17 protein-coding genes are annotated in these 15,458 nt (G+C 63.1%); 9 read left to right on the top strand and 8 right to left on the bottom strand.

Going from position 1 to position 15,458, the window contains the following annotated elements; genetic code table 11:
• Positions 1-37: 37 nt before the first annotated feature.
• The 4 genes from F4U94_RS18955 to typA all read right to left on the bottom strand — a co-directional run bounded on the left by F4U94_RS18955 (position 38) and on the right by typA (position 3,336).
• Positions 38-529 carry a helix-turn-helix domain-containing protein gene (locus F4U94_RS18955; protein WP_150412134.1) on the bottom strand — a complete coding sequence of 164 codons (492 nt, stop codon included), beginning with the start codon at positions 527-529 and terminating at the stop codon, positions 38-40.
• Positions 530-755: 226 nt separating this feature from the next.
• Positions 756-1,157: a DUF805 domain-containing protein gene (locus F4U94_RS18960; protein WP_120252178.1), complete on the bottom strand. Its 402-nt coding sequence runs from the start codon at positions 1,155-1,157 to the stop codon at positions 756-758.
• Positions 1,158-1,236: 79 nt separating this feature from the next.
• Complete coding sequence (locus F4U94_RS24455) at positions 1,237-1,404, bottom strand: hypothetical protein (RefSeq protein WP_170271965.1); 168 nt, start codon at positions 1,402-1,404, stop codon at positions 1,237-1,239.
• A gap of 114 nt (positions 1,405-1,518) precedes the next feature.
• Complete coding sequence (typA, locus tag F4U94_RS18965) at positions 1,519-3,336, bottom strand: translational GTPase TypA (RefSeq protein WP_120250918.1); 1,818 nt, start codon at positions 3,334-3,336, stop codon at positions 1,519-1,521.
• A 155-nt stretch (positions 3,337-3,491) separates the two neighbouring features.
• Between typA and F4U94_RS18970 the strand changes: the two genes are divergently transcribed.
• The 3 genes from F4U94_RS18970 to F4U94_RS18980 all read left to right on the top strand — a co-directional run bounded on the left by F4U94_RS18970 (position 3,492) and on the right by F4U94_RS18980 (position 7,029).
• Positions 3,492-4,727 carry an aminotransferase class V-fold PLP-dependent enzyme gene (locus F4U94_RS18970; protein ID WP_120252179.1) on the top strand — a complete coding sequence of 412 codons (1,236 nt, stop codon included), beginning with the start codon at positions 3,492-3,494 and terminating at the stop codon, positions 4,725-4,727.
• A gap of 299 nt (positions 4,728-5,026) precedes the next feature.
• Positions 5,027-6,577, top strand: a complete 1,551-nt coding sequence (locus F4U94_RS18975) for a S10 family peptidase (RefSeq protein ID WP_120250919.1) — start codon at positions 5,027-5,029, stop codon at positions 6,575-6,577.
• Between the two features lie 119 nt (positions 6,578-6,696).
• The gene (locus tag F4U94_RS18980) at positions 6,697-7,029 is read left to right on the top strand and encodes a hypothetical protein (protein ID WP_120250920.1); all 333 of its coding nucleotides are present in this window, start codon (positions 6,697-6,699) and stop codon (positions 7,027-7,029) included.
• Here F4U94_RS18980 and F4U94_RS18985 read toward each other — a convergent pair.
• Positions 7,026-7,721, bottom strand: coding sequence for a DUF899 family protein (locus tag F4U94_RS18985; protein WP_120250921.1), 696 nt, complete (start codon positions 7,719-7,721; stop codon positions 7,026-7,028). The genes F4U94_RS18980 and F4U94_RS18985 overlap by 4 nt on opposite strands.
• A 132-nt stretch (positions 7,722-7,853) precedes the next feature.
• Here F4U94_RS18985 and F4U94_RS18990 point away from each other — a divergent pair, with 132 nt between their 5' ends.
• The 3 genes from F4U94_RS18990 (at position 7,854) to F4U94_RS24460 (ending at position 10,050) form a co-directional block, all read left to right on the top strand.
• A complete protein-coding gene (locus F4U94_RS18990; protein ID WP_120250922.1) occupies positions 7,854-9,071 on the top strand; it encodes a toxic anion resistance protein in 1,218 nt (405 codons plus the stop codon).
• A 97-nt stretch (positions 9,072-9,168) separates the two neighbouring features.
• Positions 9,169-9,879, top strand: a complete 711-nt coding sequence (locus F4U94_RS18995) for a hypothetical protein (RefSeq protein ID WP_120250923.1) — start codon at positions 9,169-9,171, stop codon at positions 9,877-9,879.
• Between the two features lie 18 nt (positions 9,880-9,897).
• Positions 9,898-10,050 (top strand): hypothetical protein, encoded by a 153-nt coding sequence (locus F4U94_RS24460; protein ID WP_170267506.1) that lies wholly within the window; start codon positions 9,898-9,900, stop codon positions 10,048-10,050.
• A 9-nt stretch (positions 10,051-10,059) separates the two neighbouring features.
• On the opposite strand, the gene F4U94_RS24465 is transcribed toward F4U94_RS24460, so the two are convergent.
• From F4U94_RS24465 to F4U94_RS19010, 3 genes are all read right to left on the bottom strand, one after another.
• Complete coding sequence (locus tag F4U94_RS24465) at positions 10,060-10,407, bottom strand: hypothetical protein (RefSeq protein ID WP_170271966.1); 348 nt, start codon at positions 10,405-10,407, stop codon at positions 10,060-10,062.
• 247 nt (positions 10,408-10,654) lie between these two features.
• Entirely contained in the window at positions 10,655-11,512 is an 858-nt protein-coding gene (locus F4U94_RS19005) for an SMP-30/gluconolactonase/LRE family protein (RefSeq protein WP_150412136.1), read from the bottom strand.
• Complete coding sequence (locus tag F4U94_RS19010) at positions 11,512-12,657, bottom strand: aldose epimerase family protein (RefSeq protein WP_120250925.1); 1,146 nt, start codon at positions 12,655-12,657, stop codon at positions 11,512-11,514. Before F4U94_RS19010 ends, F4U94_RS19005 begins: the two co-directional genes overlap by 1 nt.
• Before the next feature lie 124 nt (positions 12,658-12,781).
• Between F4U94_RS19010 and F4U94_RS19015 the strand changes: the two genes are divergently transcribed.
• The 3 genes from F4U94_RS19015 (at position 12,782) to F4U94_RS19025 (ending at position 15,457) form a co-directional block, all read left to right on the top strand.
• Positions 12,782-14,089, top strand: a complete 1,308-nt coding sequence (locus F4U94_RS19015; protein ID WP_120250926.1) for a sugar MFS transporter — start codon at positions 12,782-12,784, stop codon at positions 14,087-14,089.
• Positions 14,090-14,210: 121 nt separating this feature from the next.
• Complete coding sequence (locus tag F4U94_RS19020; RefSeq protein WP_120252180.1) at positions 14,211-14,564, top strand: gamma-glutamylcyclotransferase family protein; 354 nt, start codon at positions 14,211-14,213, stop codon at positions 14,562-14,564.
• Positions 14,561-15,457, top strand: coding sequence for a bestrophin family protein (locus tag F4U94_RS19025; RefSeq protein ID WP_120250927.1), 897 nt, complete (start codon positions 14,561-14,563; stop codon positions 15,455-15,457). Before F4U94_RS19020 ends, F4U94_RS19025 begins: the two co-directional genes overlap by 4 nt.
• The last annotated feature ends 1 nt before the right edge of the window (position 15,458 follow it).

Below are 15,458 nucleotides of genomic sequence, written 5' to 3' on the forward strand. Positions count from 1 at the left end.
GGTGGTGCGTCGTTCGGCGTAGCGATTTCCGGATGGATCAGCCCAGGACCGTGAAGGCCCCGGCAATGAGCAGCAGCAGCGTGACGACACCAACCCCGGTCAGAACCGCGGCCCGGATCATCGCCAATATGCGGCCATCTTTACTCAGTTCATTGGTCGATCCCCCGAGCGGCGGGCCGAAGGCGAGGATGCGGCGCAGGAGCGTCTTATGCTCCGTCTGCCCATCCGGCCTGTCCGGCTGAGCAAGGGATGACGCAGGTTCGGGATCGGGCGCAAGCGGCTCCGGTTGATATATCAAAGGCTGATATGTGTCACTTTGGGGCGACCGTTCCATCCCCGAAACGAACAGGCGTGCGGCTTCCTTGCGCGATGGCACGCCGAATTTGCGCAAACTGGTGCGGACGCGCTGATCGACCGTATGCTCCGACACGTCGAGCTGGCGCGCGATCTCTTTGGAATTGAAGCCCTGGGCCACCAGCCGCAGGCACTGCTTTTCCCCCTCGCTCAAGGCCGGAAGGGTTTCCGCCACGTCTTCATTCCTCCTGCGGGCGCCTCCGGTCTGCGACATCGACCGGCATTGAAGGCCCCACGCCTTCTCTAGCTTGCGAACCACCCGTTATGATTCGGTTCACGCTGCGCATGAATTCGCACGATATGGGCGAAAGGCGCAATGCAGATGGCCGGCGCGCTTGTCCACCGCGCCGGCCATGGGAGGATGTTATTTTGCGGGCGTGCCCCGCAATGGCTGTGACAGTTTAGCTGAACACGTCCGCGACGTCGGCCGCCGTCTGCTTGGGATCGGGTCCGAAGCGATTGTCGCCGCGCGTCCCGTCGAGGCACATGAAGACGAACACGATCAGCCCGCCGACATAGGGCACGAAGTTCAGCAGCACGAACCAGCCGCTCTTGTCCTGATCATGGAAGCGGCGGACCTGCACCGCCAGCGAAGGAATGATAAGCGCCAGCACCAGCAGGATGAGCAGCCAGAAGAAGGGACCGGACGGCGCCCCCTCACCGAAACCGCCCGTCGCGACGGCCAGCAGCGATATGACGATCGCGAGCAGGATATAGCCCAGCGCGAACATCCAATATTCCTTGCGCCGCGATCGGCCCGAAAAGTCGGCATAGCGCTTCAGCGGCAAGAGCATATATTCCATCGACATTCCCCTGAATGGTGAGGGGATGCAGGATAGGAAGGCTTATTGCGTCTGTCTTGCAAAAAGCGCTGTCAGGATTTCAGCTGCCCTTCTTGCCGTCCTGCTTCGCCTTGTGCGCGGCGAGCAGCGCGTCGATTTCGACGATGCGCAGGCGCTGGGACGTGTCCTTGGCCAGGCCCTTGAGACGACATTCGGCCCACAGAGCCTTGCGCTCGCTATTGAGCGCCTTGGAATAGAGATCGGCCATCCAGATGGCTCCTTTTTCAAAAACAAAGGGCCGACGCCTCGCGACGCCGGCCCTTGTATAACCTGTCAGCTCTGAAAAATCAGGCGGCCCTTCCGTTGAGGCCAATCTGATAAATCAGGCGGCCTTCGAACGGCTCATGCGCTTGCGCTCGTTCGGGTCGAGGTAGCGCTTGCGCAGACGGATGGTCTTGGGCGTCACTTCGACCATTTCATCGTCGTCGATGTAAGCGATCGCCTGTTCCAGCGTCGCCTTCTTCGGCGGAGTCAGGCGGACGGCGTCGTCCTTGCCGCTGGCGCGGAAGTTGGTCAGCGCCTTCGACTTCATCGGGTTGACTTCAAGATCTTCCGGCTTGGCATTTTCGCCGACGATCATGCCTTCGTACAGCGCTTCGCCCACGCCCACGAACAGGATGCCGCGCTCTTCCAGCGGACCCAGCGCATAGGCATTGGCTTCGCCGGCACCGTTGGAGATCAGCACGCCGTTCTTGCGGCCTTCGATCTTGCCCTTGTGGGGGCCGTACTTCTCGAACAGGCGGTTCATGATGCCCGTGCCGCGCGTGTCGGACAGGAATTCGCCATGATAGCCGATCAGGCCGCGCGACGGCGCGGAGAAGGTGATGCGCGTCTTGCCACCGCCCGAAGGACGCATGTCGGTCATTTCCGCCTTGCGCACGTTCATCTTGTCGACGACCGTACCGGAGAATTCATCGTCCACGTCGATGACGACGGTTTCATAAGGCTCGGTCTTGCCGCCATTTTCGTCTTCGCCGAACAGCACGCGCGGACGCGAGATGCCGAGTTCAAAGCCTTCGCGGCGCATGGTTTCGATCAGAACGCCCAGCTGCAGTTCGCCACGGCCGGCGACTTCGAAGCTGTCCTTGTCTTCCGATTCGGTCACCTTGATGGCGACGTTCGATTCGGCTTCGCGGGCCAGACGATCGCGGATCATGCGGCTCGTCACCTTGCTGCCTTCGCGGCCGGCCATCGGCGAATCGTTCACGGCAAAGCGCATCGACAGGGTCGGCGGATCGATCGGCTGGGCCTGGATCGGTTCGCTGACGGCGGTGTCGCAGATGGTGTTGGCCACGGTCGCGACGGCCAGACCAGCGAGCGAGATGATGTCGCCAGCCTTGGCTTCATCGACGGGCACACGGTCCAGACCCTGGAACGACATGATCTTCGACGCGCGGCCGGTTTCGATGATGTTGCCGTCCATGTCCAGCGCGTGGATCGGCTGGTTGACCTTGACCGTGCCCGACTGGACGCGGCCGGTCAGGATACGACCCAGGAAGTTGTCGCGGTCGAGCAGCGTGACGAGGAAGCTGAACGGCGCGTCCTGATCCAGCGACGGCGCGGGCACATGGTCCACGATCTTCTGGAACAGCGGCTCCAGCGTGCCTTCGCGGCGCTGCGGATCTTCGCTGGCATAGCCGTTGCGGCCCGACGCGTAGAGGACCGGGAAGTCGAGCTGTTCGTCATTGGCTTCCAGCGTCACGAACAGGTCGAACACTTCGTCCAGCACTTCCTGGATGCGTTCGTCGGGACGGTCGACCTTGTTGACGACGACGATGGGCTTCAGGCCGAGCGCCAGCGCCTTGCCGGTCACGAACTTGGTCTGCGGCATCGCGCCTTCCGACGAATCGACCAGCAGGATGACGCCGTCGACCATGGAGAGGATGCGCTCGACTTCACCGCCGAAGTCGGCGTGGCCGGGCGTATCGACGATGTTGATGCGGGTGCCGTTCCATTCGACCGAAGTGGGCTTCGCCAAAATGGTGATGCCGCGCTCTTTTTCCAGATCGTTGGAGTCCATCGCGCGTTCTTCGATGCGCTGGTTGTCGCGGAACGTGCCGGACTGGCGGAAAAGCTGGTCGACGAGGGTGGTCTTGCCATGGTCGACGTGCGCGATGATCGCGATATTACGCAGGGACATATTGTGCCTTCGGGATTCGGGTTCTCCCGGCCGGCACCACGCCTGTCCAGGACTATCGGGCGCGCCCCTACAGGAAATGATGCGATGCGGCAAGGGTCGGGTGGCGGATCGCCCTGCCCGATCCGTCAATCCCTATGCCTTATAAGGAGACGCCCATGTCCGACAGCCCGCTCATCAGCCGCCGCACCCTGATGCAGGCCGCAGCGATCGCCGCCCCACTGGCGTTGACGCCCGACATGCTGAGCGCGGCCGGCAAGCCCGCCCTGCGCGAGGCGATGATCCTCGACCCCGCCATCCGCTATTTCAACGCAGCCAATATCGCGCCGACCTTCCGCAGCGTGGCGGCCGTGCATGCAAACGAAACCCGCGCATTTCAGATGGACCCGTCGGTCGAACGGCGTGCGCTTTATCCCAAGGCCGCCGACGCTCTGCGCGCGCGGCTGGCGAAGCGATTGAACGTGACTGGGCAGGAAATCGCGCTGGTCCGCAATTCGAGCGAGGCGAACACGGTCGCGGTGCGCGGACTGGCGCTGAAAGCGGGCGACCGGATCATCCTGACCGACCATAATCATCCATCGACCTGGGACAGCTGGAAGCTGCGGGCGGAGCGGGAGGGGCTGGACCTGCATGTCGTGCCGGTGCCCGTCGAGGCGAAGACACCGCAGGCATTGCTGGACGGCATCGCCGCTGCGATCACCCCGAAGACCAAGGCGATCTTCCTGTCGCATATGAGCAATATCAGCGGCATCGTCTACCCGGTGGCGGACATCGCGAAACTGGCGAAGGCGAAGAATATCTGGCTGCATGCCGATGGCGCGCAGACCTTCGGCTGGATGCAGCTGGACCTCGCGGCGCTGGGCGTGGACAGCTATTCGGGGAGCACGCATAAATGGCTGATGGGGCCGCTGGAGGGCGGGATGCTCTATGTGAAGCGCGAGCGGCAGGCGGAATTGCAGCCGATCATGATGAGCCATGGCTATTGGCTGACCGACGAGGCGAACCTGGACACCGCCCAGAAATACGAGATTTTGGGTCAACGCGACGATCCCCGCCTGATGGCCTTTGCCGCGACGCTGGACGTGCTGGACGGCGTGGGCCAGGCGGCGATCGAACAGGCGGCGCGGCAGCGGGCGGCCTCGATGCGGCAGGCGCTGTCCGCCGTGCCGGGGGCCAAGCCCTTCGGCAGCGGGGTGGACGCCATTACCGGCCCGGTCATCACCGTCGCCTTCCCCGGCCGCGATGTGGCGGCACTGCGCGCGAAACTATGGCAGGCGAAAATCGCCACTGCCGCGTCGAAAATAGGCGGTGGCGCCGCGATCCGCTTTTCGCCGCATGTCTATAATAGCGATGACGATGTGGCAGCGGTGATCGAGGGGCTGCGGGCGGGTTGAACCGCCTTCTCCCTTGGGGGGAGAAGGATATGAAGCCTTATCGCGTAGCGATTAGGCGGAGTTGGATGAGGGGGATTGGCGCGATGTCGCCTTATTCCGGCGACGCTGCATCCCCCTCACCCAGCTCCGCCTAGGCAGCAAGCTGCCAAGTCTGCGCAGCCCTCTCCCCCAAGAGGGAGAGGGATCAAAGTCCCCTTGCTTTACACCAGTCAAATTGCCCCTTGCCCCACGGGCCGACCTTTCTATGGTGCCGCCCGTCGCTGATAATATAGCATATCCTTGCAAGGAGCCTTCTCTCGATGCGGTCTGCCGCCACCTTCGCTTTCGCCTCCCTCCTCGTCCTCGCCACCCCGGCCCTCGCGCAGAAGGATGCGCCCGACGCTGCGAAACAGCATGCCGACAAGGTCGCCGAACAGGTCGCCGCCAACTGGGCCAGCGCCCCGATCGAGGAAGTCACCCAGAGCAGCAAGGGCACGGCCCGCGTCGATGGCAAGGCCATCCCCTATACCCAGACCGCCGGCACGCTCACCATCCGCGATGAAAAGGGCAAGCCGGTCGCGAGCATGTTCTACACCGCCTATACGGCGGCCGGTAAGAACCGCCCCGTCACCTTCCTTTACAATGGCGGCCCCGGCTCGTCGTCATTGTGGCTGCGCATGGGCAGCTTCGCGCCCGAACATGTGCGCACCGGCAACCCCGAAGCGGTCAAGCCCGCGCCCTTCGACGTCGGCCCGAACAATGACAGCCTGATCGGCAGCACCGACATGGTGTTTTTGGACACGATAGGTTCGGGCTATTCGCGCATCCTGGGCGATGCCAAGCCGTCCGACTTCTACAGCGTCGATGGCGATGTAGACGCCTTTGCCAAGGCGATCATCCGTTACACGACCAAGAATGGCCGCTGGGCGTCGCCCAAATATATTTTCGGCGAAAGCTATGGCACGACCCGGTCGGGGGCGCTCGCCTATCAGTTGGAGGATCGGGGGCTGACGCTGAACGGCGTGGTGCTGCTGTCGTCGATCATGAATTACGGCATCCGCCAGTCCGGTTTCGACGCGATCCATGTCGGCTATCTGCCGAGCTATGCCGCGAGCGCCTGGTATCATAATCGCGTCCCCGGCGGCCGCCCGGAAAGCCTGGAAGCGTTCGTCGAGGAAGCCCGCATCTTCGCCAACGGTCCCTACGCCACGGCATTGCTCAAGGGGTCCGACATCAGCGCGCAGGAAAGCGACGCGATCGCCCAGCAGCTGAGCCGCTTCACCGGCCTGTCGGTCGATTATCTGAAGCGCGCGAATCTACGCGTCAGCCTGTCCCGCTTCCGCAAGGAATTGCTGCGCGACGGGCATGAGACGATCGGCCGTTTCGACAGCCGCTACAAGGGGATCGACGCCGATGCCGCCGGCGAGGAACCGGAATATGATCCGTCCAGCACCGGCATCACCGGCCTATATGTCGGCAGCTTCCTGGATCAGGTGACGAACAGGATCGGCTACAAGACCGACCTTGACTATCGGCTGAGCGCGCGCGAGGGCGGCGACTTCAAATGGGACTGGAGCCATTCGCCCCCGGAAGGCGGCAAGCAGAATGTCGCGGACGTGACCGCCGACCTTTCCGCCGCGATGCGCACCAACCCGCATATGCGCGTGCTGTCGCTCAATGGCTGGTACGACATGGCGACGCCCTTCTTCTCGACCGAGCGCGATTTGAAGCACATGATGCTGGAGCCGCAGCTGCGCCAGAACCTCCAGTTCAAATATTATCCGGCGGGCCACATGGTCTATCTGAACCCGGAAGCGCTGCACCAGATGCGGCTGGATATGGAGCGTTACTACGCCGAGGGTGCGCGCTGAAAACCGTTGGCGGGCGGCGGTTGAACCGTCGCCCACCACGCATACACATCATGCGGTTATCGTCTTTTTAAAACGCTGCGCATAGACGATGGCTCCTTTAGCGTAGGGGGCGCATCATCATGCTGATCTATGTTCTGATAATAGTGGCCATAGATACGGCATGGCGCGCCGCGTTGATTGCCTTCGCAACGATCGTAATAGGCCGCTTCGCCTTCGCGAACGATCTTCCTTTACGGCGACTCAATAAGTCGATGCTTGTCTGCATTGGCGCCTGGACACTCTATTTCCTCTATTCCTACATCCGGCACACCACGAGACGTAGCGTGTCGGTGAGCACCGAAGCGATCATATACGGACTATTCATAGGTTATCTTATCGCATTATTTCCATTTGCAATCGCTTGGGGCGTTCGGCGCCTATTGCTCAGAACAAGCCAGACAGCAGACGCCTAATAGCGCAATTTCGGATACCAGTCCGCCGGTCGCCCTTCCGGCGTCAGGTCCAGGATCGACCAGAGCGCAGCGATATCCGGCGCATCGCGCGGGTCTTGCCCCGGATCGGCCATCTCGCCCGTCATCTCGCTCATCCAGAAGAGGCGGATGCCGTCGTCGTCCTTGCGGAACACGACCAGCGCGGGATATTCGCCGTCCGGCGTCAGCAGGCCCAAGTCATTGGCATAATCGTCGCCGATCGTCTGGATGAAGTCGGTATCGCGCCAGCCCCGCTCCTGCGCGAAGGCGAATTGCCGCTCGACCGGGCTGCGACCGAAAATCTTGTAAGCGACGCGCTGCTTGATATCGGCGGCATTGCCATCGACCGATCCGATCCAGTTGGTGCACATCGGGCAGGGCCGCTCGCGTTCCGGGCCGTACATCCAGAAATAGGCGACCAGTACGCCCTTGTCGCCGAACAGGTCGGACAGGCCGACTTCGAACCCCTGCTCATCCTTGAAGCGATAGTCTTTTTCGATCGACGGGCCGGGCGGCAGCGCCTGGCGCTGTGCGACAAGGCGGGTGGCATGGCGGCGAAATTCGATTTCTTCGGCCAGCAACGCCGTGCGGGCGTCGCGATAGGCGGCATTTTCGCCGGGGAAGCGCGGCTTGCGGTGGGTAATGAGGTCGGCGACGGGTTTCAGGCTGGCCATGGCAGGTTCCTCTCCAGTCAAGATTGCCAAGCAATCGCCGGAAGCCCTATATCGTTCCCCGGACCAAGGCTTGCGCCCCAGTGTATTATTACCATATTACACGGCAAGCCGCTCATGGCGACTGGAGACGATATGGCCACCACTGCGCCCACGACGACTGCGACTGCTGATGCGTTGAACCTGACCCCGCCCGATCCGGTACCCGTAGTCGCGCCGGAAAAGGCGTCCGGCCTGGTCCCGATCGAGGATGAGAAGAAGTCGAAGCTGGACGAGAAGGTCGACGCCTTCGTCGCGGACCTCGTCGCGCAGGATGCCAATTCGCCCGAATTCGGCGCGCGCGTCGATCAGCTGACCAATATGGGGCGCAAGGAAATCGCCGAGGCTGCCGGGCACTCCAACCGCTTCCTCGATCGCCCGGTGCGGGCGATGGACAGCGATACCAAGGTCGGCGCGGACCTGGCCGAACTGCGCCGCACGGTCGAGGATCTGGACCCCGGCAAGCGCGGCAATCTGCTGGCGCCCAAGAAGCTGTTCGGGATCATCCCGTTCGGCAACAAGATGCGCGACTATTTCGACGGCTATAAGAGCGCGCAGGACCATATCAATTCGATCCTGGGGTCGCTGGCCAGCGGCAAGGATGTGCTGATCAAGGATAATGCCGCGATCGACGTGGAACGCCAGAATATGTGGCAGACCATGGGCCGTCTGGAGCAGATGATCCATATCAGCAAGACGATGGACGCGCGGCTGGAATCCAAGGCGCTGGAACTGGATTCGTCCGATCCGGCCAAGGCGAAGGCGATCCGCGAAAGCGCGCTCTTCTATATCCGCCAGCGCACGCAGGATCTGCTGACGCAAATGGCGGTGACGGTGCAGGGCTATCTGGCGCTGGATCTGGTGAAGAAGAATAATGTCGAACTGGTGAAGGGCGTGGACCGCGCCAGCACCACCACCGTGGCAGCGCTGCGCACGGCGGTGACGGTGGCGCAGGCGCTGGCCGGGCAGCGGCTGGTGCTGGAGCAGATCAGCGCGCTCAACACCACGACCGCGAACATGATCGACCGGACCGGCGAATTGCTCAAGAGCCAGACCGCGCAGATTCACGAGCAGGCAGCGTCCAGCACGATCCCGATCGAAACGCTCCAGCGCGCCTTCCAGAATATCTACGACACGATGGATAATATCGACGCCTTCAAGCTGAAGGCGCTGGAGAATATGAAGACGACGGTGAACACGCTGTCGGGCGAAGTGGAAAAGTCCAAGGGCTATATCGCCCGCGCGGAAGGTCAGGCGCAGGCCGCCAAGGAAGTGCGCGCCGACAATCCGTTGTTGAGCGCGATCGAGGGGTGAACAAAATGCTTCCCCTCACCCCGTTCGGTTCGAGCTTGTCGAGAACCCATGCGCATCGGTTCTCGACAGGCTCGAACCGAACGGCGGGGACGCAAGCATGAGCCGGTCCGACCGCATATTGGCCGATGCGGACGCCGTGCTCCGCCGCCATAGCGATCGCGGGCAAAGCCTGTCTACGCGCGCGCGGGCGCGGCGCAACGCCGGCCTGATCCGCAAGGTCAAATATGCCTTCTGGGCGGTATTGGCGATAGTGCTGGGCAGCGCGGTGGCGGGCTTCGTCCTGCCGCTGGGCACCACCGGCGTCATGATCGTGATGGGCGTGATGATCGCCGCGCTGCTGCTGATCGCGCTCGCGCCGACGGAAAGCCAGGTGAAGACGGAAGCTCTGGCGCAGACGGAACTGGCCGCCCTGCCGCTCAAGACCGAAATCTGGCTGGAAAACCAGCGCAAGGCCCTGCCCGCCCCGGCGGTCACGCTGGTCGACAGTATCGGCGTGAAGCTGGAGATATTGGCGCCGCAGCTCGAGCGCCTGAGCGAGCAGGAACCGGCCGCGCAGGAGGTGCGCCGGCTGCTGGCCGATCATCTGCCCGAACTGGTGACCGGCTATCAGTCGATCCCCGCCCCGTTGCGGCGCGAGGAGCGCAATGGCCGTGTGCCCGAGAAGCAGCTGGTCGAAGGCCTGTCGGTCATCGACGCCGAAATCGGCCGGATGAGCGAAAGCCTGGCCAGCGGCGACCTCGACAAATTGGCCACACAGAACCGGTTTCTTGAACTCAAATATCAGGAAGCCAAGGAACTCGGGGCTTAGCGCCGTCTTGTTCCTATCATGATCCATCTGACGCTCATCATCGTCGATTTCCTGACGGGCCTGCTGGCGGCCGGCGCATGGGCGCTCGCCTCGGCCGGCGGCGCGATCGCGGCAGTGGTGGGCGGCGGTTTCCTCAGCCTGTCGCTGTTTCGACGCTGGCGTCGGCGATAGGGTGGAATATTACGGCATTTCTATGCCTTGGCGCTGTTCCTGTTCTTCAAATCCCTCCACCACAACCGATAGATAGAGCGCCTCTTCGATCGGGAAGGCGCATTCATCATGATCTGTTGGCATCATCGCCTCGTCGCGCGGATAGGGCTGCGACTGATCGGCCTTGCCCTCATCGCCAGCTTGCGACCACAGGGCGCTGCCCTGCGCGCACTTGTCCAGCAGTCGGCCGCCATCACGCCAGCCCAAATATTGCTGGCGGCCGCCTGCGTCGTCAGCGCCAGTGCGGGCGCGATGCTGTTTTTCTGGGGGCCGAACCTGTGGCAACCGGTCGTCATCGCGCGACAATGGCATAGCCATGCAGCGGAGGAAGGGTGGCAGGATATCCGGGGGGGGGGGGAATCGTCCCGGACGGCTGATGACGCGTGCAGTTCGCCAGCGGGCCGTCCGGGATCGCAACATCGCATGACTTTGGAGAGGGCATGACAACGTTGTCCTGGCGCTCTAGCCGATTCGCCCAACCGGCGCAACCGGATTTGCATCGCATAAAGGAAGGGCGCGGCTGCCGAATGACAGCCGCGCCCCGAAGGCCCGATGATGGGAAGGCTCAGCCCGCGTAGAGGTTGGTCGGCAGACCGCGTACGCCGCTTTCCACCTCGAAAAAGCCGCCGTCATATTCGGTCGGATCGTCGAGGCCCACGGTCGCCGAACTGACGAACATGCGGTCGAGGTCGGGGCCGGCGAAGGTGATGTTCGTCACCTGCCGCGCCGGCATGGCGATGGCGCGGTCCAGCTTGCCTCCGGGGGTGAAGCGGCTGATCCGGCTGCCGCCCCAATGGGCGACCCAGATATGGCCATCCGCATCCACGGTCATGCCGTCGGGATAGCCATCCTCCTGGCCGAACTGGATGAATGGCTCGCGCTCGGCTGCGCCACCTTCGGTGCGGCGGAAGCGGTACATCTGCTTTCTGGCGGTATCGCTATGATAGAGCCACTGGCCGTCCGGCGAGAAACAGGGGCCGTTGGGCACGCGATAATCGCTGTCCACGACGGTCCAGCTGCGGTCGGGCGCCAGGCGATAGAGCGCGCCGCGATCATGCTCTTCGCCCATGTCCATCGTGCCGCACCAGATGGCCCCCTGCGCATCCGCCTTGCCATCGTTCATCCGGTTGCCCGGAAAATGCGGCTCCGGATCGCCGAAGGGAGTGATGGTCAGCGGATCGAGGCTGATCTCGGCAAAGCCGCTCTGGAAGCCACCGATGAAGCCGCCCGCTTCACGCTCCGCCACCCAGCCCAGCGGCTCGGGCATGGCGAAGCGTTCGACCGTGCCGCTCTCCAGAGACAGCCGGTTGAGCGCCGGGGCGAGGATATCGACCCAATAGACCGCGTTGCCGCGCGCCGACCAGAGCGTCCCCTCCCCCAGCGTGTCGGCGACGCCTCGGTCGATCAGCCGCCATTCCGGCATCAGCGGGCCACCGACAGGCGATAGACCATTTCATGATGATAGGGCTTGCCGGGATCGACGCGGGCCGAAATAAAGTTCGGCTTGTTGGGCGAGTCCGGGAATTTCTGCGGCTCCAGCGCGATGCCGTCGCCCATGCGATAGACATGGCTAGCCTTGCCGATGAAGGTGCCGTCCAGGAAATTGCCGGTGTAGAATTGCACGCCCGGTTCGGTGGTCAACACTTCGACTACGCGACCCGACACTGGATCTTCCAGCCGGGCGGCCAGTTCGGGGGTCTTGGTCAGCCCCTTGTCCAGCGCCCAATTATGGTCGTAACCACGGCCGGCGATGATCTGCGCATCGCGACCATCGCGCAACCCGTCCGCCACGCGGCGGGGCTTGCGGAAATCGAATACGCCGCCTTCTACCGGCTTCAACTCGCCGGTGGGGATGAGGTTCGCGTCGACCGGCGTATAGGCCTTGGCGGGAATCGTCAGCATATGGCCCATCGCGCCATCGGGCGACCCTTCGCCCTGGAGGTTGAAGATGGCATGGTTGGTCATGTTGACGATGGTCGGCTTGTCCGTCTTCGCGTCGAAGGCGATGCCAAGGTTGCCGCTTTCGTCCAGCGTATAGGTGACGGTCACGTCCAGCTTGCCGGGATAGCCCGAATCGCCGTCCGGGCTGGTCAGGCCCAGCACCAGGCTGACCTTGGGACCGCTCTTCAAGGACACGACTTTCCACACCTGCTTGTCGAAGCCCTTGCCGCCGCCGTGCAGCGTGTTGACCTTGTCATTGAGCGGCAGCTGATAGGGTTTGCCGTCCAGGCTGAATTTGCCGCCGGCGATGCGGTTGGCATAGCGGCCCACGGTCACGCCGAAGAAATTGGGATGATCGACATAGTCCTTGAGGTCGTCATAGCCGAGCAGCACGTCGGCGCTCTTGCCATCCTTGCCCGGACCGGACAGCGACTGGAGCGTCGCGCCATAGGTCAGGATCTTCGCCGAAACGCCCGCGCCATTTTTCAGCGTGATCGTTTCGACGGCAGCGCCATTGGCCGTTCCTGCGGGTGCGCGGCTGGCTTCGGCGGCGAGCGCTGAGCCGCTTGCGAGGCCAAGGACCAGAGCGTATGACAGCGCTGTTTTCAAATCGACGACCTTTCGCATGGACTTCCTCCCGATGACACTGCGCCCATTGACGGGCGGTTGAGGGAGATATACTCCGACAAAATAAGCGGGCGCAACCCTTGATCGGGCGGCCTGCTACTGGAACTGCACTGGAGAAGGATGAATGGCAGGACCGATCTCGTCTGGCGCTGCGCCTGTCGCAACGCATAACCCCGGCACACGCTACGGCCCTGCCCTCGCGCTACTTGCCAGCCTCTTCTTCATGTGGGGCTTCATCACCGTCATCAACAACACGCTGCTGCCGCATCTGCGCAGCGTGTTCGAACTGAGCTATACCCAGACGACCCTGATCGAATCGGTCTGGTTCATCGCCTATTTCGTCGCCTCCATCCCGTCGGCCAAGCTGATCGAACGGGTCGGCTACCAAAAGTCGATGGTCACCGGCCTGCTCGTCATGGCGGCCGGCGCGCTGGGCATGACGGTCGCGGCGTCGATCCCGTCTTATGGCGTGACGCTCGTCATGCTGTTCGTGATCGCCAGCGGCATCACCCTGCTTCAGGTTGCGGCCAATCCCTATGTCGCGGTCGTCGGCAAGCCCGAAACCGCCTCCTCGCGCCTCAACCTCGTTCAGGCGATGAATTCGGCCGGCACGATGCTGGCCCCGATGTTCGGCGCCTATCTGATCCTGGGCCGGTCGAAGGGCGGCACGGCGCAGGGCGAAGTCGTCCTGACGCAGGCCGAACGGCTTGCCGACGCTCAGTCGGTGGTCCTGCCCTATATTCTGGTCGCGATCGTTCTGGCCGTGTTGGCCGTGGTGATCGCGCGCTTCCCGCTGCCTGCCATGGGCAACGCGACGCAGCGCCACAACAAGGAAGAGCGGAAGAAATATTCGCTCTGGAACCACCGCAACCTGGTGTTCGGCATCCCCGCGATCTTCATCTACCTGATCGCGGAAATCGGCGTCGCCAACCTGTTCATCAACTTCGTCAGCCAGCCCGACATCGCCAATCTGACGCATGAGCAGGCCGGCAATTATCTGTCGCTGCTGTGGGGCGGCATGATGGTCGGCCGGTTCGCGGGTTCGGCGATCATGCAGAAGTTCGACGCGGGCCATGTCCTCGCCGCCTTCTCGATCGGCGCCTTCGTCGTGATGCTGGTCACCGTGTTCACCACCGGCCCCGTCGCCATGTGGTCGCTGATCCTGGTCGGCCTGTTCCATTCGATCATGTTCCCCACCATCTTCACGCTGGGCATCAAGGGCCTTGGCCCGCTGACCGAAGAAGGATCGGGCCTGCTGATCATGGCGATCGCCGGTGGCGCGCTGGTCGTGGTGCAGGGCTATCTGGCTGACCATTATGGTTTGCAGACCAGCTTCCTGCTGACCGCCGCCTGCGAACTTTATGTTCTCTTCTACGCGCTGTGGGGGTCGAAGACGACCAACGCCTTGCCGGAGCAGCAGATCGCCGAATAACGTCGAAAGTCATATTTCGGACAGGAAAAAGGCCGGAGCGGACATGCCGCTCCGGCCTTTTTCCTTTTCGGGGATCGTGCATCGGCCTATCCGGCATGGCTTCGCATATGAGGAACCCGCCATGGCCGACATCCTGCTTTTCTCCTACGGTACGCTGCGGCAGATCGAAGTGCAGATGGCGTTGTTCGGCCGCCCGGTAGAGGGTGAACCCGACGCCCTGCCCGGCTTTCGCCAGCATATGATCGAGATCAGCGACCCGGACGTGATCGCCAAAAGCGGCACGCGCTGGCACCCGATGGTCGAACCGAGCGACGATCCGGCCGACGCGGTCGAAGGCCTGCTGTTCCGCCTGACGCCACAGGATATCGCCAGCGCGGACGCCTATGAGGTGGATTATGTCCGCCGCGCCGTGACGTTACGCTCCGGCCTCACAGCCTTCATCTATGGCGACGCGAACGACAGGGGCGGCGCATGATCGTCCGCCCGCGCCCCGGCCTGATGGATGTCGCATTTGCGCTGCGCGGCTCCGTCCTGCCCCGCATCAAGGGGCGGCTGGCGCTGATCACCGTGCTCAGCGTCGCGGCCGTCATGACGGCGCGGCTGCATCCAGGCATCTTCTCGCAAATCAGCGCCATCCCCTTCACGCTGATGGGCATCGCCCTGTCGGTGTTCATGAGCTTTCGCAACAATGCCTGCTATGATCGCTGGTGGGAGGGGCGCAAGCTCTGGGGCTCGCTCATTATCGCCTGCCGTTCCCTGGCGCGGCGCACGACGATATTGGAAATGGCGGATAGGCGCCTTGTGCTCACTGGATTGTGCGGCTTCACCGCCGGCCTTGCGGCACGGTTGCGCGGGGCGGACGAACGCGCGGCCATCGCCCGACATGCCGGGGAGGGACCATGGCTGGGCGCCGTCAATCCGGCCGACGCGCTGCTCCAGCATTTGGGCCGACACTGCCTGCTGCTGATGCAGGACGGTCGGATCGGGGCCATCCATCACAGCCTGCTGGAGGAGCAATTGCACCTGCTGGCGCAGGTTCAGGCCGGTTGCGAGCGCATCCAACTGACGCCCCTCCCCTTCAGCTATTCGTTGCTGCTGCATCGCACGGCGACGATATTCTGCCTGACGCTGCCTTTCGCGCTGGCCGGCGCGCTGGGCTGGTGGACGTTGCTGCCCGCCGTTCTGGTCAGCTATACCTTCTTCGGCCTCGACGCGCTGGGCGACCAGTTGGAAGATCCGTTCGGGCTGGAACCCAACGACCTGCCCATCGACGCCATGACGCGCACGGTGGAACGGGAAATGCTGAGCGCGCTGGGCGAAACCATATTGCCTCCGCCGATCGAGGCGAAGGCCAATATCCTGACCTGAC

Origin of the sequence: Sphingobium limneticum, assembly GCF_008710155.1 — a bacterium.
In the GTDB taxonomy this organism is placed as follows: Bacteria; Pseudomonadota; Alphaproteobacteria; order Sphingomonadales; family Sphingomonadaceae; genus Sphingobium; species Sphingobium limneticum.